Genomic DNA, 21,060 nt, shown 5'->3' with positions numbered 1-21,060 from the left:
CCTGCCATGCTCGAGCCCTCCCGCCGCGTCCCCTACCGCACCTGGCCCGGTGCGCTCGCGGTGCTTCTCGCCATCGCCGCCTACGTGGGCGGCCTCACCTTGTGGGACCGCCGCACGCCGGGCGCACGGCCCCTGCCCGCGGGCGAGACGGTGGAAGTGGGCCACGCGCGCTTCGTTCCCGCCGAAGGATGGGAGATGGACGTGTCGCGCTCGAAGGCCGGCCGGTCGCTGATGCTCTTCAAGGGCGGCCACAAGTTCCTGGTCACCACCCAGCCCTGGGCCGGCGGGCCCGACGGGCCGATGCTGCGGCAGCAGCGGCTCATGGAGCGCGGCCAGGGGCTGCAGGTCGACGGCGACGTGTCCGACTTCATCACCGCCTGGGGCCTGCAGGGCAAGACCTTCGCCTACTACAGCCCCAAGCTCGCCGGCCGGTTCTGGCAGGTGGTCGACGTCCGGCGCCGGTCGCTGGTGCAGATCGATGTCTACGGCGCGAGCGACGGCCTCAACGAGGCGCTGGCCGAGGCCCGCGCGATGCTCGACTCCATGGACCTGGAAGCCCCGCAGTGAACCTGCCCTCCTTCGATGCCGCGGTACAGCCGGCCTGGCCGGTCGGCACCGACTCCTTCTTCCAGCCGCGCCGCGCGGCCTTCTGGCTGCTGGCGGCACTGATCGTCAACGGCCTGTTCTACGTGCTGCAGCTGTTCGCGGTCGGCGTGCGCGTGGTGCCGGTCACGGCGCTGCTCGGGCTCCTGGTGTGGACCAGCTACACCCTGGCCTTCCTGCTCGCCTTCCGTGCGCTCGACCTGCTGGAGCAGCATCCGCCCGAAGCCTTCGTGCTCGCCTTCGCATGGGGCGGCATGGGCGCGGTGTACTTCGCCGCGCCGGCCAACATCGCGATCCAGAGCCTGTGCGCCAAGCTGGTGTCGCCCGAGTTCGTGGCCGTCTGGGGCCCTGCCGTCGCAGGGCCGATCACCGAGGAGTTCCTCAAGCTCGCGGGCGTGGTGCTGCTGGTGCTGGTCGCGCGCAACCAGTTCCAGACCTACCTCTCGGTGCTGATCGTCGGCGCGCTCGTCGGGCTGGGCTTCCAGGTGATCGAGAACCTGAGCTACACCGTCAACGCCTCCATCCACTTTCCGCTCGAGAACCAGGTCTACCCGGTGCTGCTCAACCTGCTCACGCGCGGGCTGCTGAGCGGACTGTGGAGCCATGCGGCCTACACCATGATCGCCTCCTTCGGCGTCGCCTGGTTCCTGCTGCATCCCGAGCGGCCGATGGCGCAGCGGCTGGGCTTCGCCTTCCTCTGCTTCGCGCTCGCTTGGGCCATGCACTTCGCCTGGAACTCGCCCTGGCTCGAGGACCTGTTCGACGGCGGCTACGGCGAGATGGCGGTGCTGCTCGTCGTCAAGGGCGTGCCCGCGATGATCGCGGCCGGCCTCTTCTGGCGCGTGGCCGCGCGCGAGAACGGCACCTACCTGCATGCGCTCGCCGCCTGGTTCGTGCCCGAGCGCGAGCTGATCCGCGACGACGAATGGGTGCGGCTCGGCGCTCCGCTCGCGCGCTACCGGGTGCGCCGCGAGATGGGCAAGGCCTTCGGCCGCCGCGCAAGGCAGTTGAAGACCCAGTTGCAGCGCGAGCAGCTGCGGCTGATCCGCAAGGCCGGCACCTACGGCCGCGGGCCGCAGACGCTGCCGCACGAACGCAAGGTGCGGCGGCTGCGCGCCGCGCTCGATTCGCTGATCACCCGAAGTCCCTGAAACGGCCGGCCGCAGCCGGAAAACCCTGTCGCTTTGACTTTTATTTCGATATATCTAGAATAGATCTAGATACGATTTCGAAAGGACCCCGTCATGCGACATTTCCACTTCGGCCATCCTCCGCATCACCCCCATTGCCACGCCCCGCGCGGCGAGCATGAAGACGGCTTCTCCTCGGGCGGCCGCGGCGGGCGCGGCGGCGGCCGCGTGTTCGGCCACGGCGGCCTGCGCTTCGTGCTGCTGCGGCTCATCGCCGAGAAGCCCTCGCACGGCTACGAGCTCATCAAGGCCATCGAAGACCGGCTCGGCGGCAGCTATGCGCCGAGCCCCGGCGTGGTCTACCCCACGCTGACCCTGCTCGAGGAGCTTGGCCACCTGCGCGTGGCAAATGCCGACGACGGCGGCCGCAAGCGCTACAGCATCACCGACAGCGGCCGCGAGTTCCTGGACGCCAACCGCGACACCGCCGACGCGATGATGGCCCGCATGAACGGCGGCGTCGACGGCGCCGGCCCGCGCGGCGGCCGCCCGCCGCAGGTCACGCGCGCGATCGAGAACCTCAAGCTCGCGATGCGCATGCGGCTCGCGGGCGCGCCCCTCACCGAACAACAGGCCCACGATTTCGCCGCGGTGCTCGACAACGCCGCCCAGCAGCTGGAACGCATCTGAACCTTTTTCTTCTTCTCCTTCATCCATGACCGACCTCTCTCCCCCCGACCGCACGCCGCGCCGCGTGCGCCATGAACTGCGCTTCCGGCGCCTCACGGTGCAGGCCGTGCAGCGCGTCACGCCGCACCTGATCCGCATCACGCTCGCCGGCGACGATCTCGCCGACTTCACGAGTCCCGGCTTCGACGACCATGCGAAGCTCTTCTTCCCCGACCCCGCCACCGGTCGGCTGACGCTGCCCACCGTCGGCCCCGAAGGCCCCGTGTGGCCCGAGGGCGCCCGCCCCACCATGCGCGACTACACCCCGCGCCGCTACAACCCCGCCGCGCGCACCCTCGAGATCGACTTCGCGCTGCACGATGCCGGCCCCGCCACGCAGTGGGCCGAGCGCGCGCAGCCCGGCGACATCCTCGGCGTGGGCGGCCCGCGCGGCTCCTTCATCGTGCCGACGGATTTCGACTGGCACCTGCTGATCGGCGACGACACCGCCCTGCCCGCCATCGCGCGCCGCCTCGCCGAACTGCCGGCCGGCGCGCGCGCCGTGGTGCTGGCCGAAGTGGACGCAGCGGCCGACGAGCAGCCGTTCGCGACCGAGGCCGAACTCACGCTGCAATGGGTGCACCGCCAGGGCGCCGAGCCGGGCACCGGCACCGCGCTGCTCGATGCGCTCCAGGCCATGCCGCTGCCGGCCGGTGACTTCCACGCCTGGGTCGCCTGCGAATCCGCCATCGCGAAGGCGCTGCGCGCGCACCTCGTGGGCCAGCGCGGCGCCAACCCGAAATGGGTCCGCGCCTCGGGCTACTGGCGGCGCGGGGCGGCGGCGACGCACGACACGCACGACGAGTAGGCCGGGTCGGCCGCACTCGCACGGCCCCGCGACCAACAAAGTAACGATCGGTCCGAGCGAGGCCGGCCGACGCGATCCTCGGCACTGGCGCGATGGAGACAATCCAGCTTCAGGGAGGCACGGCGCAAAAACGCCGGCCCATGTATAAAATCTTATACAGGCAACCAGGCGATGGGCGACAAAGAAATCCGCTGGGTCGGGTCTTCCCATGCGGATCTGCTGGCTTTTCCTGTGGAGACGCGGCGCACGGCCGGTTTCGAACTGGGCAAGGTCCAGGCCGGACTCGACCCGACGGATTGGAAGCCCTTCGGCGAGGTGGGGCCAGGCACACGGGAAATCCGGCTCCGAGATGCGAGCGGCATCTATCGAGTGATGTACGTGGCCAACTTCGAGGAAGCGATCTATGTCCTGCATTGCTTCCAGAAGAAGACCCAGGCCACCAGCGCGCAGGACAAGGCCATTGCACGGGCGCGCTATCGCGCAGTGCGCGAAGCAAGGAAGAAGTAGACATGAAGATCGACACCGCCGTCCGCCACGTCACCCGTCCCGGGGCCAATCTTTTTCTCGAGCTGGGCTTTCCGCCCGCCGAAGCGAAACAACTGCAAGCCGCTTCGCAGAAGCAGATCAACGACACGCGACAGCTGAAGCAGCAGCTCATGGAAGCGCTTTCGAGCTGGATCGCCGAGCATCAGCTGAAGCAGGCGGAAGCTGCCGAAATCCTCATGGTCTCGCGCCCCCGCGTTTCCGACGTGGTCAACAAGAAGACGGCCAAGTTCACGATCGACACGCTGGTTGAAATGCTCAGCCGCATCGGCAAGCCGGTCCGGCTGGTGATCGGCTGAGCCGTCACCAGTCCCCGATAATCGCCCGAGTGAAAATCGCCACAGACCCCGCACTCGCCAGCGCCGACTTCTCCGCCCACACGCCCATGATGGCGCAGTACCTGCGCCTCAAGGCCGACCATCCGGACACCCTGCTGTTCTACCGGATGGGCGATTTCTACGAGCTGTTCTGGGCCGATGCCGAGAAGGCCGCGCGGCTGCTCGACATCACGCTCACGCAGCGCGGGCAGTCGGCCGGGCAGCCGGTGGTGATGTGCGGCGTGCCCTTCCATGCGGTCGACACCTACCTCTCCCGCCTGATCAAGCTCGGCGAATCGGTGGCCATCTGCGAACAGGTGGGCGAAGTCGGCGCCAGCAAGGGGCCGGTGGAGCGCAAGGTGGTGCGGGTGGTCACGCCCGGCACGCTGACCGATTCGGAGCTGCTCAACGACAAGAGCGACTCGCTGCTGCTGGCGGTGCATGCGGGCGCGCGCAACTTCTGCGGCCTGGCCTGGCTCAGCGTGACCGGGGCCGAGCTGCGCCTGGCGGAATGCCCGGCCGATGCGCTCGAAGCCTGGATCGCGCGCATCGCGCCGAGCGAACTGCTCTACAGCGCCGAAGTCACGCCCGCGTTCGAGCAGCGCCTGAAGGCCGCGCGCGCCGCCACGCCGTTCACGCTGTCGGTGCGGCCGGCCTGGCAGTTCGACGGGGGCCTGGGCGAACGCAAGCTCAGCGAGCAGATGGGCAGCCAGAGCCTCGCCGCCTGGAATGCCGAATCGCTCGCCAATGCGCATGCCGCGGCCGCGGCGCTGCTGGGCTATGCCGAACACACGCAGGGGCGCGCGCTGTCGCATGTGCAGCGCCTGTCCGTGGAGCGCGACGGCGACCTGATCGAGCTGCCGCCGACGACGCGGCGCAACCTCGAGCTGGTGCAGACGCTGCGGGGCGAGGATGCGCCCACGCTGTTCTCGCTGCTCGACACCTGCATGACCGGCATGGGCAGCCGGCTGCTCAAGCGCTGGCTGCTGTCGCCGCGGCGCGACCGCAGCGAGGCGCAGGCGCGGCTCGAAGCGATCGGCGCGCTGCAGTCGACGGTGCTCGGCGGCACGGCGGCGCCCTGGCGCACGCTGCGCGAACAGCTCAAGAACACCAGCGACGTGGAGCGCATCGCGGCGCGCATCGCGCTGCGCCAGGTGCGCCCGCGCGAACTGCTGGCGCTGCGCCTCGCGCTCGCCAAGGCCGAGCAGCTCGCGCCGCTGCTGCCGCCCGCGGCCGCGCTGCTCGAGCGCATCGCGGAACGGCTCGCGCCGCCGCCGGGCTGCGCCGAACTGCTGGCGAGCGCGATCAAGGCCGAACCGTCGGCGCTGGTGCGCGACGGCGGGGTGATCGCGACGGGCCACGATGCGGAGCTCGACGAGCTGCGCGCCATCAGCGAGAACTGCGACGACTTCCTGCTGCAGCTCGAGGTCAGCGAGCGCGAGCGCACCGGCATCAGCAACCTGCGCGTGCAGTTCAACCGCGTGCACGGCTTCTACATCGAGGTGACGCAGAGCGCGCTGTCGAAGGTGCCCGACAACTACCGCCGCCGCCAGACGCTGAAGAACGCCGAGCGCTTCATCACGCCCGAGCTCAAGGCTTTCGAGGACAAGGCCCTGAGCGCGCAGGACCGCGCGCTGGCGCGCGAGAAGTGGCTCTACGAGCAGCTGCTCGACGCGCTGCAGCCCTCGGTGCCCGCGCTCACCCAGCTCGCGGGCGCGCTCGCGACGCTCGACGCGCTGTGCGCGCTGGCCGAGCGCTCGCACACGCTGCACTGGCGCGCGCCGAGCTTCGTCGCGCACCCCTGCATCGAGATCCAGCAGGGCCGCCATCCAGTGGTGGAGGCGCGGCTGGCCGAAAAGTCCTCGGGCGGCTTCATCGCCAACGACACGCAGCTCGGGCCGCAACAGCGCATGCAGGTCATCACCGGCCCCAACATGGGCGGCAAGTCGACGTACATGCGGCAGGTGGCGATCATCGTGCTGCTGGCGTCCATCGGCTCGCACGTGCCGGCGGCGGCCTGCCGGCTCGGTCCGATCGACGCGATCCACACGCGCATCGGCGCGGCGGACGACCTGGCCAACGCACAGTCGACCTTCATGCTCGAGATGACCGAGGCGGCGCAGATCCTGCACAGCGCGACCGCGCAGTCGCTGGTGCTGATGGACGAGATCGGCCGCGGCACCAGCACCTTCGACGGGCTGGCGCTGGCCGCGGGCATCGCGGCGCAACTGCACGACCGCGCCAAGGCCTTCACGCTGTTCGCCACGCACTACTTCGAGCTGACCGAATTTCCAGCCACGCACCACTGCGCGGTCAACATGCACGTGAGCGCGACCGAGGCCGGCCGCGACATCGTGTTCCTGCACGAGATGCAGCCCGGCCCCGCGAGCAAGAGCTACGGCATCCAGGTCGCGCGGCTCGCGGGCATGCCGGCCGCGGTGGTCAACCATGCGCGCCAGGCGCTCGAAGCGCTGGAATCGCAGCATGCGCAGACGCGCGCCCAGGTCGACCTGTTCGCGCCGCCGCCCGCGGCCGAGGCGCCGATGGCCAGCGCCGTAGAATCCGCGCTGGCCGCGCTCGATCCCGATGCGATGACGCCGCGGGAGGCGCTCGATGCGCTCTATGCACTGCAAAAACTGAACGCGCGCGAACGCGGTGCCGCATGAGGCGGCATCCCTCGAGCGGGGTGAAAAAATGACTTACTGCGTAGGCATCAAACTCAACGCCGGACTGGTGTTCCTGTCCGACTCCCGCACCAATGCGGGCGTGGACCACATCAGCATCTTCCGCAAGATGATCGTCTACGAGCAGCCCGGCGACCGCGTCATGGTGCTGCTGTCCTCGGGCAACCTCAGCATCTCGCAGTCGGTGCGTGAGATCCTGCAGATCGAGGAGCTGCGCGAGACCCGCGAGGACGGCTCGCAGGGCGATCCGATCACCATCTGGAACGCCAAGAGCATGTTCGACGCCGCGCGCGTGCTCGGCTCGGCGGTGCGCCACGTCTACGACCGCGACGCCGAGGCGCTCAAGCATGCGGGCCTGGACTTCAACGTGTCGTTCATCTTCGGCGGCCAGGTCAAGGGCGAAGGCATGCGGCTCTTCCTGGTCTACGCGGCCGGCAACTTCATCGAGGCCACCACCGAGACGCCCTACTTCCAGATCGGCGAGTCGAAGTACGGCAAGCCCGTGCTCGACCGCGTGCTCACGCCCGAAACGCCGCTCGACGAGGCCGCCAAGTGCGCGCTGGTGTCGATGGACTCGACCATGAAGTCGAACCTGTCGGTAGGCCTGCCGCTGGACCTGGTGGTGTACGAAGCCAACAGGCTCGAGACCGACCGCGTGATCTGCATCGACCACGACAACCCCTACTACCGGATGATGCACAGCAGCTGGGGCCAGAAGCTGCGCGAAGTGTTCGACAGCATCGAGGACCCGGTGTGGGACGACTCGGCCACGGCGCATCCGCTGCGGATGCCCGCGACGCGGCACAGCCCGCTGCGCAAGATCTCCACCCCGGACGAAAAGCTGATCTGAACTGATGGCCCTGCCCCCGGTCGTCTTCTCCCACGGCAACAGCTTTCCCGCGAGCACCTACCGCGTGGTGCTCGACAGCCTGCGCAGCCGCGGCTTCGAGGTCCATGCGATCGAGAAGTTCGGGCATGACCCGAAGTACCCCGTCACCGACAACTGGCCGCACCTGGTGCGGCAGCTCGCCGATTTCGCGCAGCCGCATGCCGACCGCACCGGCGGGCCGGTGTTCCTGGTCGGCCATTCGCTCGGCGGCTTCCTGAGCCTGATGTGCGCGGCGCAGCATCCGGCGCTCGCGCGCGGCGTGGTGCTGATCGACTCGCCGATCCTCGGCGGCTGGCGTGCCAACACGCTCAACGTGGTGAAGCGCACGCCGCTCATGAAGAGCATCTCGCCGGGCGCCATCAGCCGCAAGCGCAAGAACACCTGGGCCCATCGCGAGGCGGTGTTCGAGCATTTCCGCAGCAAGAAGGCCTTCGCCCGCTGGGACGAACAGGTGCTGCACGATTACATCGACCACGGCACCTTCTGACGGCGGCGACAACGACCGCCAGCTGAGCTTCGACCGCGACGTCGAGACGGCGATCTACAACACCCTGCCGCACAACCTCGCCGCGATGCTGCGCAAGCATCCGCTGCAGTGCAAGGCGGCCTTCATCGGCGGGCGCCAGTCGGTCGAGATGAAGCAGGTCGGCATGGCGATGACCGAACAGGTGACCAAGGGGCGGATCACGATGCTCGACGGCAGCCACCTGTTCCCGATGGAAAAGCCGCTCGCCACGGCCGCGGCGATCGAAGCCTCGCTACGCAACCTGCTCTGAGGCCGGGCGGCAGGCGACCGCGTCGCCCACGCGCAGCATCCCGCCGCGCAGCACCCGCGCCGTCACGCCGCCGTGGCCGCGCATCGCGTTGTAGCCGCCGTCGCCGAGCACCTCTTCCATGCGCGAGCACGGCTCGCACGGGCCGCTGATCTCGACCAGCACCTCGTCGCCGATCGCGAGCACCAGCGGCTGGTCGCGGAACAGCGTGCGTGCCGCGAGCAGGTTCAGCCCCGAGACCACGAGATTGCGCCGCAATGCGGCGGCATCGACGCGCGCCATGCCCGCCAGTGCGGCGACCACGTCCAGATGCTCCTGCTGGATCAGCGTGAGCTGCCGCTTGCCGCCCGGCCGCGCACCGGCACTCGCGCGGTCGCCCTCGAGGCCGCGGCCCGCGAGCGCCAGGGCCTGCGGCACCGAACGCACGGGTTCGCGCCGCGCGGGCCGCAGGAGGATGGCCGACAGCCGGCCGTCGCGCGGGAATCGTCGGGTCAGCGCATGGAGATCGGGCATGCGGGCGATTGTCGATGCGGCGCCAGCGTTCGAACTTTTCCCTTATCGCAACGCGGTTGGTTGGATACAAATGGCGGCATTCTGTCAAAATGCCGCAAAAATCGATAACAACGGCCTACACAACGCGCGACCGATTGGAGCGCCGTCCCATGCCAGAGCACTTGCTCGAAGAAATTGCGGTTGAAGCCGTCTCCCTGAGCCCCCCGCTGGTCGTCGAGGACGATCCGGCCATGCGCGAGCGGCTCGGCTACGTGCTCTCCACGCTCGGTTGCGACGAGCCCCAGATCGCCTGGGCCGACAGCGCCGTCTCCGCGCGCGAACGGCTCGATGCACAGCCCTACGGCATCGCGCTGGTCGATGCCGGCCTGCCCGAGGCCGTCGAACTGATCGGCTGGATGCAGGCACGCCATCCGCAGGTTCCCGTGGTGGTCATCGCCGACCGGCGCACCGAAGAAGCCGTGTTCGCCGCGCTGCGTGCCGGCGCGATCGGCTATCTGCAGAAGGAAAACGACGATCTCGAGCTCAGCATCACGCTGCGCAGCATCGAACAGGGCGGCGCGCCGATCGATCCGACGATCGCGCGCCGCATCCTCGGCTGGCTCGCGACGCAGCCCGCGCCGGCCGCCGCGGCCGAACCCGCCGAAGCGCCGCTGGCGCTGAGCTGGCAGGAACGCAAGATCCTCGAGCTGGTGTCGCAGAAGCTCAGCAAGCACGACATGGCCGAGATGCTCGCGATTCCGAAGCTCACGGTGGAATGCCACACGCGCAACATCTACCGCAAGCTGGCGGTCGCGCCGCAGGTACTGGTGCGCTGAACGCGCGCCCTCAGAGTTCGAGCACCAGCCGCCCGTCGCAGGCGCGCGAGCAGCAGGCCATCATCTTCGTGTTCGCCTCGCGCTCGGTGCGCGTGAGCACCACGTCGCGGTGGTCCACCCGGCCCGCCAGCACGCGCACCTCGCACGAGCCGCAAAGCCCCTCCTCGCAGTCGCTCTGCACGTCGACGTTCGCCGCGCGCAGCGCCGACAGCAGCGTCTGGTCGGGCGCCACCGCGATCACGAGGCCGGAATCCTTGAGCTCGACCTCGAAGGCGCGCTCCTTCGAGGGATCGAGCGTGGCCAGCGTCGATTCGAAATGCTCCACGCGCAGCGAACCCTCGGGCCAGCCGGCGCAGCAGTCTTCCAGGGCCTCGAGCATGCGCAGCGGACCGCAGGCATAGACCTGCGCGCCCGCCACCGGCTGCGCCAGCAGCGCGCGCAGGTCGCAGCGCCGGCCCTCGTCGCCCGCATGCACGTGCAGGCGCTCGCCATGCAGCGCCGCGAGTTCGTCGAGGAAGGCCATGCGCGCGCGGCTGCGGCCGCTGTAGTGCAGTTCGTAGTCCATGCCCAGCGCCTTGGCGCGACGCGCCATCGCGCTCACGGGCGTGATGCCGATGCCGCCCGCGATGAAGATCGCCTTCTTCGCCGACTCGTCGAGCCGGAAGTGGTTGCGCGGGCCGCGGATGCGCAAACGGTCGCCGGCCTTCACCTGCGTGTGCACCCAATTGGAGCCGCCGCGGCCTTCGGCCTCGTGCAGCACCGCGATCTCGAACACGCCGGCCTCGTCCGGGTCGCCGCAGAGCGAATACTGGCGCGACCGCTCGGGCGAGCCGCATTCCACGTCGATGTGCGACCCGGGCGTCCAGCGCGGCAGCGGCTTGCCGTCGGGCGACGCCAGCCGCAGCTTGACGATGCCGTCGGCGACCTGCGTCACGCGCTCCACCACCACCGGCCGCGTGACCGCATGCCGCGACGGTTCGCCGATGCGCACCGGCACCTGCAGCTCGCGCAGCGCCGGGTCGCGGCGCTCGGGGTTCGCGGCCGGGTCCCATTCGACCCACAGGTGCTCGGGCCCGCGGAACGAGGTGTTCGGCAGGTAGGTGAAGCGCTGCGGCGCGAGCCGCATGTGCGGCAGCCGCCGCGTGAACTCCGACAGGAAGACCTGCATCTCCATGCGCGCAAGGTTCTTGCCCATGCACTGGTGCGAGCCGTAGCCGAAGGTCAGGTGGTCGCTCGCGTTGTCGCGGCGGATGTCGAACAGGTCGGCGTCGGCGAAGTGCGCCTGGTCATGGTTGGCCGACGAGGTGACGATCAGCAGCTTCGAGCCCGCCGGCAGGTCTACGCCGCCGAGCTGCGTGTCGCGGGTGACGAGGCGCCGCCACGCGGCCACCGAGCCGTTGTGGCGCAGGCATTCCTCCACCGCGTTGGGGATGAGGCCCGGGTCTTCGCAGAGCTCCTGCCACGCCTGCGGATGCTGCAGCAGCAGCTTCATGGCGTTGGCGGTGGCGTTGGCCGTGGTCTCGTGGGCCGCGACGATGCCGGCCATCATCATCGAGTGCAGGTACGAGTCGGTCACGATCTCGGGATGCAGCTTCTGCTTGCGGATGCCGTACTGCATCCAGCCGGGCGCATCGGGGTTCTGGCGCATCTTCTCGAGCACCTTGCCGGCGTACTGCCAGAAGTTGCCGACCGCATGCGCCACCGCCACCTGCTCCTCGGGCTTCGGCCGGCCCCAGGTGTTGACGGTGTGCGCGATCGAATACTTGCGCAGCGTGTCCATGTCCTCCTCGGGCACGCCGAGAAAATGCAGCGCCACGGTGAGCGGAATCTCCCACAGCATCTGGTCGACCAGGTCGGCCCGGCCGTCGTCGATGAAGCGGTCGACGTATTCGCGCGCGAGCTTGCGCACCAGCGGCTCGTGGTGCCTGAGCGCCTCGGGCGTGAACGGGTCCATCAGCACGCGGCGGCGCGGCATGTGCGCGGGCTCGTCCTCGTTGACCAGCGTGCGGTTGAGCGCGAAGCCGTACGAGGCGAGCACCGCATTGGCCTCCTCGCCCGTGGGCGTGATCTTCTCGAGCGCGTTCGAGGGGCTGAAGGTGATGTTGTCGCGGAACACCGCCTTGATGTCGTCGTAGCGCGTGACCACCCAGTAGCCCAGCTTCGGGCTGTAGAAGATCGGCTCCTTTTCGCGCGCCCAGCGCACGTACTCGGGCGGATCCTGCTGGTAGCCGTCCTCGAAGGGATCAAACGCGGCCGCGCGCTGGCTCACCGGGCAGCCGGTGGGCGTGCGCTCGGACGACAGCGGGCCGTGCGCGACGGGGCAGCCGGTGGTGCGGGCGGGCGTGGCGGTATCGGACATGGCGTGCTCCGGGAACGGCGTCTTCAATCCAGCGTGATCTTCAGGTCGCGGATCAGCTTGTGCCAGCGCACGGTCTCGCTCTTGAGCAGCGCGGCGTACTGCGCGGACGTGTTGGCCACGGGCTCGACGCCGAAGTCGATCATTCGCGTGCGCACCGAGGGCTCGTTGATCGCTGCCACCAGCTGGCGGTTGAGCGTGTTCACCACCTCGGCCGGCGTGGCCGAGGGCACTACCACGCCGACCAGCGCGGCGGCCTCGACGTTCTTGTAGCCGAGCTCGGCGAAGGTGGGCACGTCGGGCAATTGCGGCAGGCGCGTCGGGTTGGCCACGGCCAGCGCGCGCACCTTGCCGCCCTTGATGAAGCCCGCGCCCGCGGCCAGGTCGACCATCATCGCGGGCAACTGGCCGCCCGCCACGTCGGCGAGCGCAGGTGCGGCGCCGCGGTACGGCACGTGCACCATGAACAGGCCGGCTTCCACCTTGAGCAGTTCCATCGCCAAGTGATGCGGGCTACCGGCGCCCGCCGACGCGTAGCTCAGGTCGCCGGGCTTGGCCTTGGCCTTGGCGATGAAATCCTTGGCCGAGGCGATGCCGGAATTGGCACCGACCACGAGGATCATCGGGAACTTGCCCATCAGCGTGACGGGCGTCAGGTCCTTGGTCGGGTTGTAGCTCAGCGACTTGTAGAGCGCCGGATTGAACACCAGCGTGCCGTTGTCGGCCGACAGTACCGTGTAGCCGTCGGCCGGCGCGCGGGCCGTCTCGGCTGCAGCCAGCGCGGTGTTGCCGCCAGGCTTGTTGTCGACCAGCACCGGCTGGCCCACCTGCGTCGAGAGCGTCTGCGCCACCGTGCGCGCGAGAAAGTCGGAGCCACCGCCCGCCGCATAGGGAACGAGCCAGCGGATCGGCTTGACGGGATAGGTCTGCGCGCCGGCGCCTGCGGCGGCGGCAACGAGTGAAAGCGCTGCGATGCAGCGAAGGAAATGCTTCTTCATGGGGTCTGCCTCGGTTATGGTTCCGTATTGCGTAAGTATCATACGCATTGCGTAATCACTGCCTCGGGTCTAACCCTGGCTGGCGAGCGCCGTGCACTTAACATCCCGCCCACATGACCAAAGCCCCGGAAGCCTCCCCGGCCCCTCCCGCCGCGACCCGCGAGCGGCGCCAGCGCGTCCAGTCGGCCGAGACCGGCATGGCGGTGCTCAAGGGCCTCGCCCACCTGGGCGGCCGCAGCAGCCTCACCGCGCTCGCGGCGCACGTGGGAGAAAGCCCGGCCAAGGTGCACCGCTACCTCGCGAGCCTGATGGAGGAAGGCCTGGTGCTGCAGGACGCCGCCTCGCAGCACTACTACCTGGGCACCGAGGCGATCCAGATCGGCCTCGCGGCGATGCGCCAGGCCGACCCGATCCGCGCGGCCGAGCCCTGCCTGATCCGGCTGCGCGAATCGCTGGAGGTGACCTGCTTCGTCGCGGTCATGGGCAACAAGGGACCGACCATCGTGCGCTTCGAGGAGCCCGGCCTGCCGGTCACGGTCAACGTGCGCGCCGGCTCGGTGATGTCGATGCTGTGGTCGGCCACCGGCCGCGCCTTCCTCGGCCTGCTCGACGAATCCCGCGTGCTCGCGCTGGCCGAGCAGGAACTCGCCGAGGCCACGCCGGAGATGCGCGCCACGCTCGATGCCGCCGACCCGATCGGCCGGCTGCGGCGCGAGGTGCAGCAGGCGCGCTGCGCGAGCGTGCGCGACACCTACCTGCGCGGCATCAGCGCCGTGGCGGCGCCGGTGTACGACTATGCGGGTCGCGTCTGCGCGGTGCTGACCGCCCTCGGGGCCACGGGGGGCTTCGATCCGGCGATCGATGGCGAGATCGCACGCGCGGTGCGGCGCGAAGCCGATGCGGCGAGCGCCCTGCTCGGCCACACCCCGACGGCCTGAGAAAGCGCGCGGACTTTCCGCCTACTCGGCCCAGACCACCGCGCCCGTCCACGCGGTCGCCAGCACCACGATGCCGAACGCGATGCGATACCACGCGAACGGAACGAAGCTGTGCGTACTGATGTAGCGCAGCAGCCAGCGCACGCAGAGCCAGGCGCTCGCGAACGAGAACACCAGGCCCACGGCGAAGAGCGGAATGTCGGCCACCGACAGCAGCGCGCGTTCCTTGTAGAGGCTGTAGGCGCCGGCGCCGATCAGCGTCGGGATCGCGAGGAAGAACGAGAAGTCGGTCGCCGCCTGGCGCGAGAGGCCGAGCAGCATGCCGCCGATGATGGTCGAGCCGCTGCGGCTGGTGCCGGGGATCATCGCGAAGCACTGCACCAGGCCGACCTTGAGCGCATCCCACATCGTCATGTCGTCCACGTGCTCGATGCGCACCGAGCCCGGCGGGCGCTTCTCGGCCCAGAGGATGATGAAGCCGCCGATGATGAAGGTGCTCGCCACGACCACCGGCGTGAACAGGTGTTCCTTGATCATCTTGCCGAAGACCAGCCCCAGCACCACCGCGGGCAGAAAGCCCAGCACCACGTTGATCGCGAGCCGCCGCGCCTTCGGCTGCCGCGGCAGCGCCACCACGGTGGAATGGATCTTCTGCCAGTACACCAGGATCACCGCGAAGATCGCACCGGTCTGGATGGCAATGTCGAAGACCTTGGCCTTCGCGTCGTCGAAGCCGAGCAGAGAGCCCGCAAGAATCAGATGTCCTGTCGACGAGATCGGCAGAAACTCGGTCAGCCCCTCGACGATGCCCATGACGGCGGCCTTCACCAGCAAAACGATGTCCACGCTTACTCCTTTTCAAGAGCGGCAATTATGGCGAGGCATCGCGTCAGGGCCCGTTCAGGCGGCCCTGCGTGGTAACAGGCTTTAAGCCGCGGCTTGACGCGTGCGGAAGCGCAGCGCCCGCACCGCGCTGTCGACGGTGGTCAGCACCGGCAGTCCGCTGGCCTGCTCGCAGGCGCCGCGTGCGCGCGCCATGCTGAACTGCGCGAGCGCGACGCGCGTGCAGCCGCGTTCGCGCAGCACGGCCGCCTGCGCGGCGATCAGCGCGTCGTGGCGTTCGGTGTCGCCCGCGTTCAGCGCGTCGAGCGCGCCCTCGGCCAGCACCGCTTCGAGCGCGGTGCCCGGCGGAAACTCGGGCGGCATCGACACCAGCGTGGCCGCGAAGGTCGCGATGAGCCCGAGCCGGCCCTGCGGCCCCTGCATGGCCTCCTCGATCATCGCCTCGTTGGGCTTGAGCACCGGGATGCCCGCATGCCGCTGCGCCACCGCCTCGATGCAGGGCCCGAAGGCCGAGCAGGTGAAGAGGATGCCTTGCGCGCCGGTGTCGACCGCGTACTGCGCGAGCCGCTGGAAGCGCTCGTGCATCGCGGCATCGAGCCCGCGGCCACCGCGCGCGAGGTCGGCCGAAAGGCTGTCGTCGAGCAGGTTCATGCGCTCGGCCTCGGGCCAGTCGCGCGCGAAGGCGGCGTTGACGGGCGCGACCGAATGCGAAAGTGCGTGGATCAGGGCGATGCGGGTCATGCGAAGACGGAGGATCTCAAATGCCCTTCGACGAGGGATTGGCAAAGGCCTCCTTCGTCTCGGCATTGAGCGGATAGTTGATGTTGATGCCCTTGGGCGGAATCGGCGACATGAACCACTTGCTGTAGAGCTTCTCCATCTCGCCGGACTTCATCATGCCCGAGACGACGCGATCCACCAGCGCCTTGAAGGGCGCATCGTCCTTGCGGAACATCAGCGACTGGTTCTCGGTGCGCAGGCTCTCGCCCACGATCGTGAAGTCCTTGGGATTGCGCGCATTGGCGATCTGCCCGGCAAGCAGGATGTCGTCGAGCACGAAGGCCTGCGCACGGCCGCTCTCCACCAGCAGGAACGAGTCGCTGTGGTCCTTGCCCGCGAGGTTCGTCACCTCGAGGTTGCGGCCCTTGTCCGCCTCGCGCAGCAGGCGGAACGAGGTGGTGCCGGTGGTCGTGACCACCGTCTTGCCCTGCAGGTCGGCGATGCTGCGGATGCCCGAATCGGCCTTGACCAGCATGCGCACGTTGTAGCGGAAGATGTCGGGCGAGAAAGCCACCTGCTTCTGCCGCTCGACGAGGTTGGTGGTGGAACCGCATTCGATGTCCACCGTGCCGTTCTGCACCAGCGGCATGCGGTTGGCCGAGGTCACGGCCTGGTACTTGATCTCGATCGCCGGCAGCTTGAGTTCGCTCTTCAAGGCTTCGACGATGCGGTTGCAGATGTCGATGCTGTAGCCCACCGGCTTGAGGTTGGCATCGAGGTAGGAGAAACCGAACGAGGACTCGCGGTAGCCGAAGGTGATGGCGCCACTCGCCTTGATCTTCGCGAGCGTGTCGCTGCCATTGTCCTGGGCGTGTGCCGCGGTGTGCGGCAGCAGGCCGACGAAGAGCGCCGCGAGGGCGGCGGCGGCAAAGGGGATCGGCAGGCGAAGCTGGGGCATGGGGCACTCCTCGGAACGGCTTGGGGAAGAAAAAGAAAGAGAAGGTGTTCAGCGCACGGCACCGCGCGTGACCGCATCGATCGCGTCCGCGAGCCGCGCCGCGATCTCCTGCAGGTCCGCGCGGGTGGCGATGAAGGGCGGCGCGAGCAGCACGTGGTCGCCCTGGCGGCCGTCGACCGTGCCGCCGAACGGATAGCACAGCAGCCCGCGCGCCATCGCCGCCTTCTTGATCGCGGCGTTCACCCGCAGCGCCGGATCGAACGGCACCTTGCCGGCACGCTCGGCCACGAGCTCGATGCCCCAGAAGAAGCCGCGGCCGCGGACGTCGCCCACGTGCGGATGCGCGCCGAGCGCCTCGGCCAGCATCGCGCCGAATGCGATGCCGTCCTCGCGCACCTTGGCGACCAGCCCGTCGCGCCGGATCACCTGCTGCACCGCGAGCGCCGCGGCGCAGGCCACCGGATGGCCGAGGTAGGTGTGGCCGTGCTGGAAAAAGCCGCTGCCCTGCGACATCGCCTCGACGATGCGCTGCTGCGCGAACACCGCGCCGATCGGCTGGTAGCCGCCGCCCAGGCCCTTGGCGACGGTCATCAAGTCGGGCACCACGCCCTCCTGCTCGCAGGCGTGCAGCGTGCCGGTGCGGCCCATGCCGCACATCACCTCGTCGAGGATCAGCAGCACGCCGTAGCGGTCGCAGACCGCACGCACCGCCTGGAAGTAGCCCGGCACCGGCGTGAGCACGCCGGCCGTGGCGCCGCCGACGGTCTCGGCAACGAAGGCGATCACCCGGTCCGCGCCGTGCGCGAGGATGGCGGCCTCCAGCTCGGCCGCGAGCCGCAACCCGTACTGCTCGGCGCTCTCGCCGGCCTGCTGCTCGCGGTACGGGTAGCAGGGCGACACATGCGTGGCCGGCACCAGGATCGGCGCGAAGGGCTCGCGGCGCCAGGCGTTGCCGCCCACCGCCAGCGCGCCGAGCGTGTTGCCGTGGTAGCTCTGGCGGCGCGCGATGAAATGCGTGCGCTGCGGCTGGCCGATCTCGACGAAGTACTGGCGCGCCATCTTGAGCGCCGCCTCCACCGCCTCGGAACCGCCGCTCACCAGGTAGACGTGGTCCATGCCCTGCGGCGCGGACGCCACCAGCTCGTCGGCGAGCTGCTCGGCCGCTTCGCTCGTGAAGAAGCTGGTGTGCGCATAGGCGAGCCGGTCGATCTGCGCATGCATCGCGGCCAGCACCTCGGGATGCGCATGGCCGAGCGACGAGACCGCCGCGCCGCCCGAGGCGTCGAGGTAGTCGCGGCCCTCCGCGTCGCGGATGAACATGCCCCGCGCGCCGGCGGCAACCGGCGGCGTCTGGCGAAGGTGGCGATGGAACACGTGCGTCATGGGGATGGATGATTGGAACTAACGTTGCATCGAATTATTGTTTGGAACATTTGTTCCGTCAACCGTCTTCTGCCGCGGCGCGCTGTTCCGGGTCCGGTACATTCGTTCCAACCACAGCCAGCCGAGGAAAGAGCCGCCATGGGCGCCAGAGACCAGATCCGCCAGCGCTTCAATGAACTGAGCCCTGCGATGCAGCAGGTGGCGCGCTATGTGCTCGACCATCCGAACGAGGTGGTCACGGGCTCGATGCGCGGCGTGGGCGCGCGCGCGCAGAGCACGCCCGCCACGCTGGTGCGCTTCGCGCAGCACCTGGGCTATGCCGGCTGGCCGCAGCTCAAGGAAGCCTTCGCGGGCGACATGGGCCTGGGCGCCGACACCTACGGCGGGCGCGCCAAGCAGCTGATCGGCCGCGCGCAGGACGGCGGCCTCACGGGCGAGATGTTCGAGGTGCAGCGCCGCAACCTCGAGGCCACGCAGCAGCAGAGCGGCCAGGCGCTGCAGAAGGCCTGCGCGCTGATCGAGAAGGCGCCGGCGGTGCATGCGGCGGGCTTCCGGGCCTGCTTTCCGATCGCGTTCTCCTTCGTCTACGTGTACCGGCTCTTCCGCAACGGCGTGCATCTGGTCGACGGCCAGGGCGGCTCGCTCGAGATGCAGCAGCGCGCCTTCGCGAAGGGCGATGCGCTGGTGGTCGCGAGCTTCGCGCCCTACTCGCGCGAGGCGCTGCAGGTCGCCGAGGCGGCCAGGGCGGCGGGGCTGCGCATCGTGGCTCTGACCGACAGCACCGCCTCGCCGCTGTCGCTGCTGGCGGACGAGACGCTGCTTTTCACCATCCACAGTCCCTCGTTCTTCCCCTCGGTCGCGGCCGGCGTGGCGCTCGCAGAGGCGCTGGTCGAACTGCTCGCGAGCCGCGCCGGCAAGGCCGGCATCCGGCGCATCGACCAGGCGGAGGCGCAGCTGTTCGAATCGGGCGCCTACCTGTCGCCGCCCGGCCCGCGCGGCTGATTCATGCTGCGCCGCGGCATCGCGGAACCATGGCCCGTGCGCCCCGGTCCAACGCCTGTTGCGGCGCCGTGTCGCAACAGGAGGTAATGACCATGAAGCAAGTGAAGCATTGGCAAGACCCCGTCAGCATCGCCCTCGGTGTCTGGCTCGTCGTCTCGCCGTGGGTCCTGGGCTTCCAGGACGTGATGCCTGCGATGTGGGCTGCCGTGGGAACCGGGGTCGTCCTGGGTGCCGTGGCGCTGGGGGCGACCCTGACGCCGCGCGCCTGGGAAGAGTGGACCGAAGGCGCGCTCGCGATCTGGCTGGCCGTGTCGCCCTGGGTGCTCGGCTACGCCGCGGTCGAGAACGCGATGGTCAACGCCGTGCTCGTGGCCGCGGCGATCCTCGTGCTCGCGCTGTGGGTGCTGGTGACCGACAAGGATTACCTTGGCGGCACCATGGACCGCCACGCGCACTAGGACGCCCCCGAAGCGGCTCACTTCGTGTAGCCGCCTCCCCCCACTGGGGGGCGCACCCGGCGGCCTGGCGGAGCCAGTTCCGCGGGTGCCCTGGGCTGGGACTGTCGCGCCATCTCACTCCGCTTGACGGAGGGTGGCGGGTTGCGTCGCCTGCGGCGTCCCGCCCTCGCCGGTCCACCCGGCCTGCCAGCCGCCGCCGAGCGCCTGGATGAGCGCCACGGCGGCGGTCTGGCGGCTGACCTGCACCTGCACCAGCGCGCGCCGGGCGCTGAGCGCGGCCGCCTGCGCGGTCACGACCTCGGTGTAGCCGACCTGGGCGGCGCGGTAGCGGTTGAGCATCTGCTGCTCGGTCTTGTCGGCCGCGGCCGAGGCTTCGCGCCGCAGGCCTTCCTGCTGCGCGAGCGCGGCGCCGGCCGTGAGCTGGTCTTCCACGGCCTGGAAGGCCGTGAGGACCGTCTGCCGGTAGCGCGCCACGCTGGCCTCGTGCGCCGCCTTGGCCGAATCGACCGAAGCGCCGATCGCGCCCGCATCGAACACCACCTGCGCCACCGACAGGCCGAGCGCCCAGAGCGTGTTGGACGCGTCGAACAGGTCCTTGACGCGGCTCGCGCTGCCGCCCACCGAGGCGCTGAGACCGAAGCTGGGGAAGTACGCCGAACGCGCGATGCCGATCTGCGCGTTGGCCGCGGCCACCGACCGCTCGGCCGCCGCGATGTCGGGCCGGCGCTGCAGCAGCGTCGACGGCACGCCGGCGGGAACGCCCGGCACGGTGGGGGTCCACTGCGCGGGCGGCAGGCTGAAGTCGGCCGGCGCCGCGCCCACGAGCGTGGCGATCGCATGCTCGAGCGTCGCGCGCGTGCGCTGCAGGCCCACGCGCTCGGCCTGCGCGCTCACGAGCTGGGTCTGCGCCTGCAGCACGTCGGTCTGCGCCGCGACGCCGGCCGCATAGCGGTTGCGCGTGATCTCGAGGGCGCGCTGGTAGCCCTCGATGGTCTGGTCGAGCAGCACGATCTCGGCATCGGTCTCGCGCAGCGAGAAGTAGTTGGTGGCCAGGTCGCCGATGGCCGAGAGCCGTGCCGAGGCCAGGTCGGCTTCGCTGGCCTGCGCATTGGCCTGCGCGCTGCTCACCGCCTCGCGCAGGCGGCCCCAGACGTCGGGCGCCCAGTCGACGCCGAGCGTCGCCGCGAAGGCGCTCGACGCGTTGCTGCTGCCGCCGGCGTTGCCGCTGCGCCGGCCGCTGCCGTCGAGCGTGACGCGCGGGAACAGCGCCGCGCGCTCGCCGCGCACCAGCGCCTGGGCCTGCGCGTAGTTCGCCACCGCGGCGGCGATGTTCTGGTTCGAGACCTGCACGCGCGCGGCGAGTTCGTCGAGCGTGGGGTCGCCGAAGAGCTTCCACCATTCGCCGCGGTCGAGCGCATCGGCCGGTGCGGCGGGCAGCCAGCCTTCGGCGGTCTGCTGCGCCTTCCAGCCGGACGGTAGGGCCGTGCCCGGCTTCTGGTAGGCGGGGCCGACGGCGCAGCCGGCGAGCAGGGCCGCCAGGGCCAGCGCCGAAAGCGAAAGGATGCGGGGTCGGTGGTTCATCACGGAGGCGTTCATTCTT

Annotated in this window: 20 protein-coding genes and 1 pseudogene; 13 read left to right on the top strand and 8 right to left on the bottom strand. The window is 69.7% G+C overall.

The genetic code is table 11. From position 1 onward, the window contains the following. Positions 1-6: 6 nt before the first annotated feature. The 9 genes and pseudogenes from M2165_RS17860 to M2165_RS17820 all read left to right on the top strand — a co-directional run bounded on the left by M2165_RS17860 (position 7) and on the right by M2165_RS17820 (position 8,479). A complete protein-coding gene (locus M2165_RS17860) occupies positions 7-567 on the top strand; it encodes a hypothetical protein (RefSeq protein ID WP_280815923.1) in 561 nt (186 codons plus the stop codon). Then, a complete protein-coding gene (locus M2165_RS17855) occupies positions 564-1,754 on the top strand; it encodes a PrsW family glutamic-type intramembrane protease (RefSeq protein WP_280815922.1) in 1,191 nt (396 codons plus the stop codon). Before M2165_RS17860 ends, M2165_RS17855 begins: the two co-directional genes overlap by 4 nt. 93 nt (positions 1,755-1,847) lie before the next feature. Beyond that, entirely contained in the window at positions 1,848-2,423 is a 576-nt protein-coding gene (locus M2165_RS17850; protein WP_280815921.1) for a PadR family transcriptional regulator, read from the top strand. 25 nt (positions 2,424-2,448) lie between these two features. Continuing rightward, positions 2,449-3,270, top strand: a complete 822-nt coding sequence (locus M2165_RS17845; RefSeq protein ID WP_280815920.1) for a siderophore-interacting protein — start codon at positions 2,449-2,451, stop codon at positions 3,268-3,270. A 171-nt stretch (positions 3,271-3,441) separates the two neighbouring features. Next, the gene (locus M2165_RS17840; protein ID WP_280815919.1) at positions 3,442-3,777 is read left to right on the top strand and encodes a type II toxin-antitoxin system RelE/ParE family toxin; all 336 of its coding nucleotides are present in this window, start codon (positions 3,442-3,444) and stop codon (positions 3,775-3,777) included. Between the two features lie 2 nt (positions 3,778-3,779). Further along, positions 3,780-4,112: an XRE family transcriptional regulator gene (locus tag M2165_RS17835; protein ID WP_280815918.1), complete on the top strand. Its 333-nt coding sequence runs from the start codon at positions 3,780-3,782 to the stop codon at positions 4,110-4,112. 86 nt (positions 4,113-4,198) lie between these two features. Beyond that, positions 4,199-6,796 (top strand): DNA mismatch repair protein MutS, encoded by a 2,598-nt coding sequence (gene mutS / locus M2165_RS17830; protein WP_280817568.1) that lies wholly within the window; start codon positions 4,199-4,201, stop codon positions 6,794-6,796. A 28-nt stretch (positions 6,797-6,824) separates the two neighbouring features. Continuing rightward, positions 6,825-7,664, top strand: a complete 840-nt coding sequence (locus M2165_RS17825) for a proteasome-type protease (protein ID WP_280815917.1) — start codon at positions 6,825-6,827, stop codon at positions 7,662-7,664. Positions 7,665-7,668: 4 nt separating this feature from the next. Further along, positions 7,669-8,479 (top strand): annotated as a pseudogene (locus tag M2165_RS17820) (alpha/beta hydrolase). On the opposite strand, the gene M2165_RS17815 reads toward M2165_RS17820, so the two are convergent. Beyond that, on the bottom strand, positions 8,462-8,989 hold the full coding sequence (locus M2165_RS17815; protein ID WP_280815916.1) for an MOSC domain-containing protein: 528 nt from the start codon (positions 8,987-8,989) through the stop codon (positions 8,462-8,464). The pseudogene M2165_RS17820 and the gene M2165_RS17815 overlap by 18 nt on opposite strands. Before the next feature lie 149 nt (positions 8,990-9,138). Here M2165_RS17815 and M2165_RS17810 point away from each other — a divergent pair, with 149 nt between their 5' ends. Beyond that, the gene (locus M2165_RS17810) at positions 9,139-9,804 is read left to right on the top strand and encodes a response regulator transcription factor (RefSeq protein WP_280815915.1); all 666 of its coding nucleotides are present in this window, start codon (positions 9,139-9,141) and stop codon (positions 9,802-9,804) included. Positions 9,805-9,814: 10 nt separating this feature from the next. Here the strand turns inward: M2165_RS17810 and M2165_RS17805 are convergent, their stop codons facing one another. Beyond that, positions 9,815-12,163, bottom strand: coding sequence for a cytochrome P450/oxidoreductase (locus tag M2165_RS17805; protein WP_280815914.1), 2,349 nt, complete (start codon positions 12,161-12,163; stop codon positions 9,815-9,817). 23 nt (positions 12,164-12,186) lie between these two features. Then, positions 12,187-13,158, bottom strand: a complete 972-nt coding sequence (locus tag M2165_RS17800; protein ID WP_280815913.1) for a tripartite tricarboxylate transporter substrate binding protein — start codon at positions 13,156-13,158, stop codon at positions 12,187-12,189. A 113-nt stretch (positions 13,159-13,271) separates the two neighbouring features. On the opposite strand from M2165_RS17800, the gene M2165_RS17795 reads away from it, so the two are divergent. Continuing rightward, entirely contained in the window at positions 13,272-14,096 is an 825-nt protein-coding gene (locus tag M2165_RS17795; protein ID WP_280815912.1) for an IclR family transcriptional regulator, read from the top strand. Positions 14,097-14,117: 21 nt separating this feature from the next. On the opposite strand, the gene M2165_RS17790 is transcribed toward M2165_RS17795, so the two are convergent. The 4 genes from M2165_RS17790 to M2165_RS17775 form a co-directional block, all read right to left on the bottom strand. Then, entirely contained in the window at positions 14,118-14,942 is an 825-nt protein-coding gene (locus M2165_RS17790) for an undecaprenyl-diphosphate phosphatase (protein ID WP_280815911.1), read from the bottom strand. A gap of 81 nt (positions 14,943-15,023) precedes the next feature. Then, a complete protein-coding gene (locus M2165_RS17785; RefSeq protein WP_280815910.1) occupies positions 15,024-15,680 on the bottom strand; it encodes an aspartate/glutamate racemase family protein in 657 nt (218 codons plus the stop codon). A 16-nt stretch (positions 15,681-15,696) separates the two neighbouring features. Beyond that, complete coding sequence (locus M2165_RS17780; protein ID WP_280815909.1) at positions 15,697-16,617, bottom strand: transporter substrate-binding domain-containing protein; 921 nt, start codon at positions 16,615-16,617, stop codon at positions 15,697-15,699. Positions 16,618-16,665: 48 nt separating this feature from the next. Beyond that, positions 16,666-18,000 (bottom strand): aspartate aminotransferase family protein, encoded by a 1,335-nt coding sequence (locus M2165_RS17775; RefSeq protein WP_280815908.1) that lies wholly within the window; start codon positions 17,998-18,000, stop codon positions 16,666-16,668. Between the two features lie 138 nt (positions 18,001-18,138). Here M2165_RS17775 and M2165_RS17770 point away from each other — a divergent pair, with 138 nt between their 5' ends. Both M2165_RS17770 and M2165_RS17765 read left to right on the top strand, forming a co-directional pair. After that, positions 18,139-19,002 carry a MurR/RpiR family transcriptional regulator gene (locus M2165_RS17770; protein WP_280815907.1) on the top strand — a complete coding sequence of 288 codons (864 nt, stop codon included), beginning with the start codon at positions 18,139-18,141 and terminating at the stop codon, positions 19,000-19,002. Between the two features lie 92 nt (positions 19,003-19,094). After that, on the top strand, positions 19,095-19,460 hold the full coding sequence (locus tag M2165_RS17765) for an SPW repeat protein (RefSeq protein ID WP_280815906.1): 366 nt from the start codon (positions 19,095-19,097) through the stop codon (positions 19,458-19,460). A gap of 114 nt (positions 19,461-19,574) precedes the next feature. Here the strand turns inward: M2165_RS17765 and M2165_RS17760 are convergent, their stop codons facing one another. After that, the gene (locus M2165_RS17760) at positions 19,575-21,056 is read right to left on the bottom strand and encodes an efflux transporter outer membrane subunit (RefSeq protein WP_280815905.1); all 1,482 of its coding nucleotides are present in this window, start codon (positions 21,054-21,056) and stop codon (positions 19,575-19,577) included. Between the last annotated feature and the right edge of the window lie 4 nt (positions 21,057-21,060).

The sequence above is a fragment of the Variovorax sp. TBS-050B genome (genome assembly GCF_029893635.1).
Taxonomy (GTDB): Bacteria; Pseudomonadota; Gammaproteobacteria; order Burkholderiales; family Burkholderiaceae_C; genus Variovorax.
This window is presented reverse-complemented; position numbering and strand designations above follow the sequence as displayed.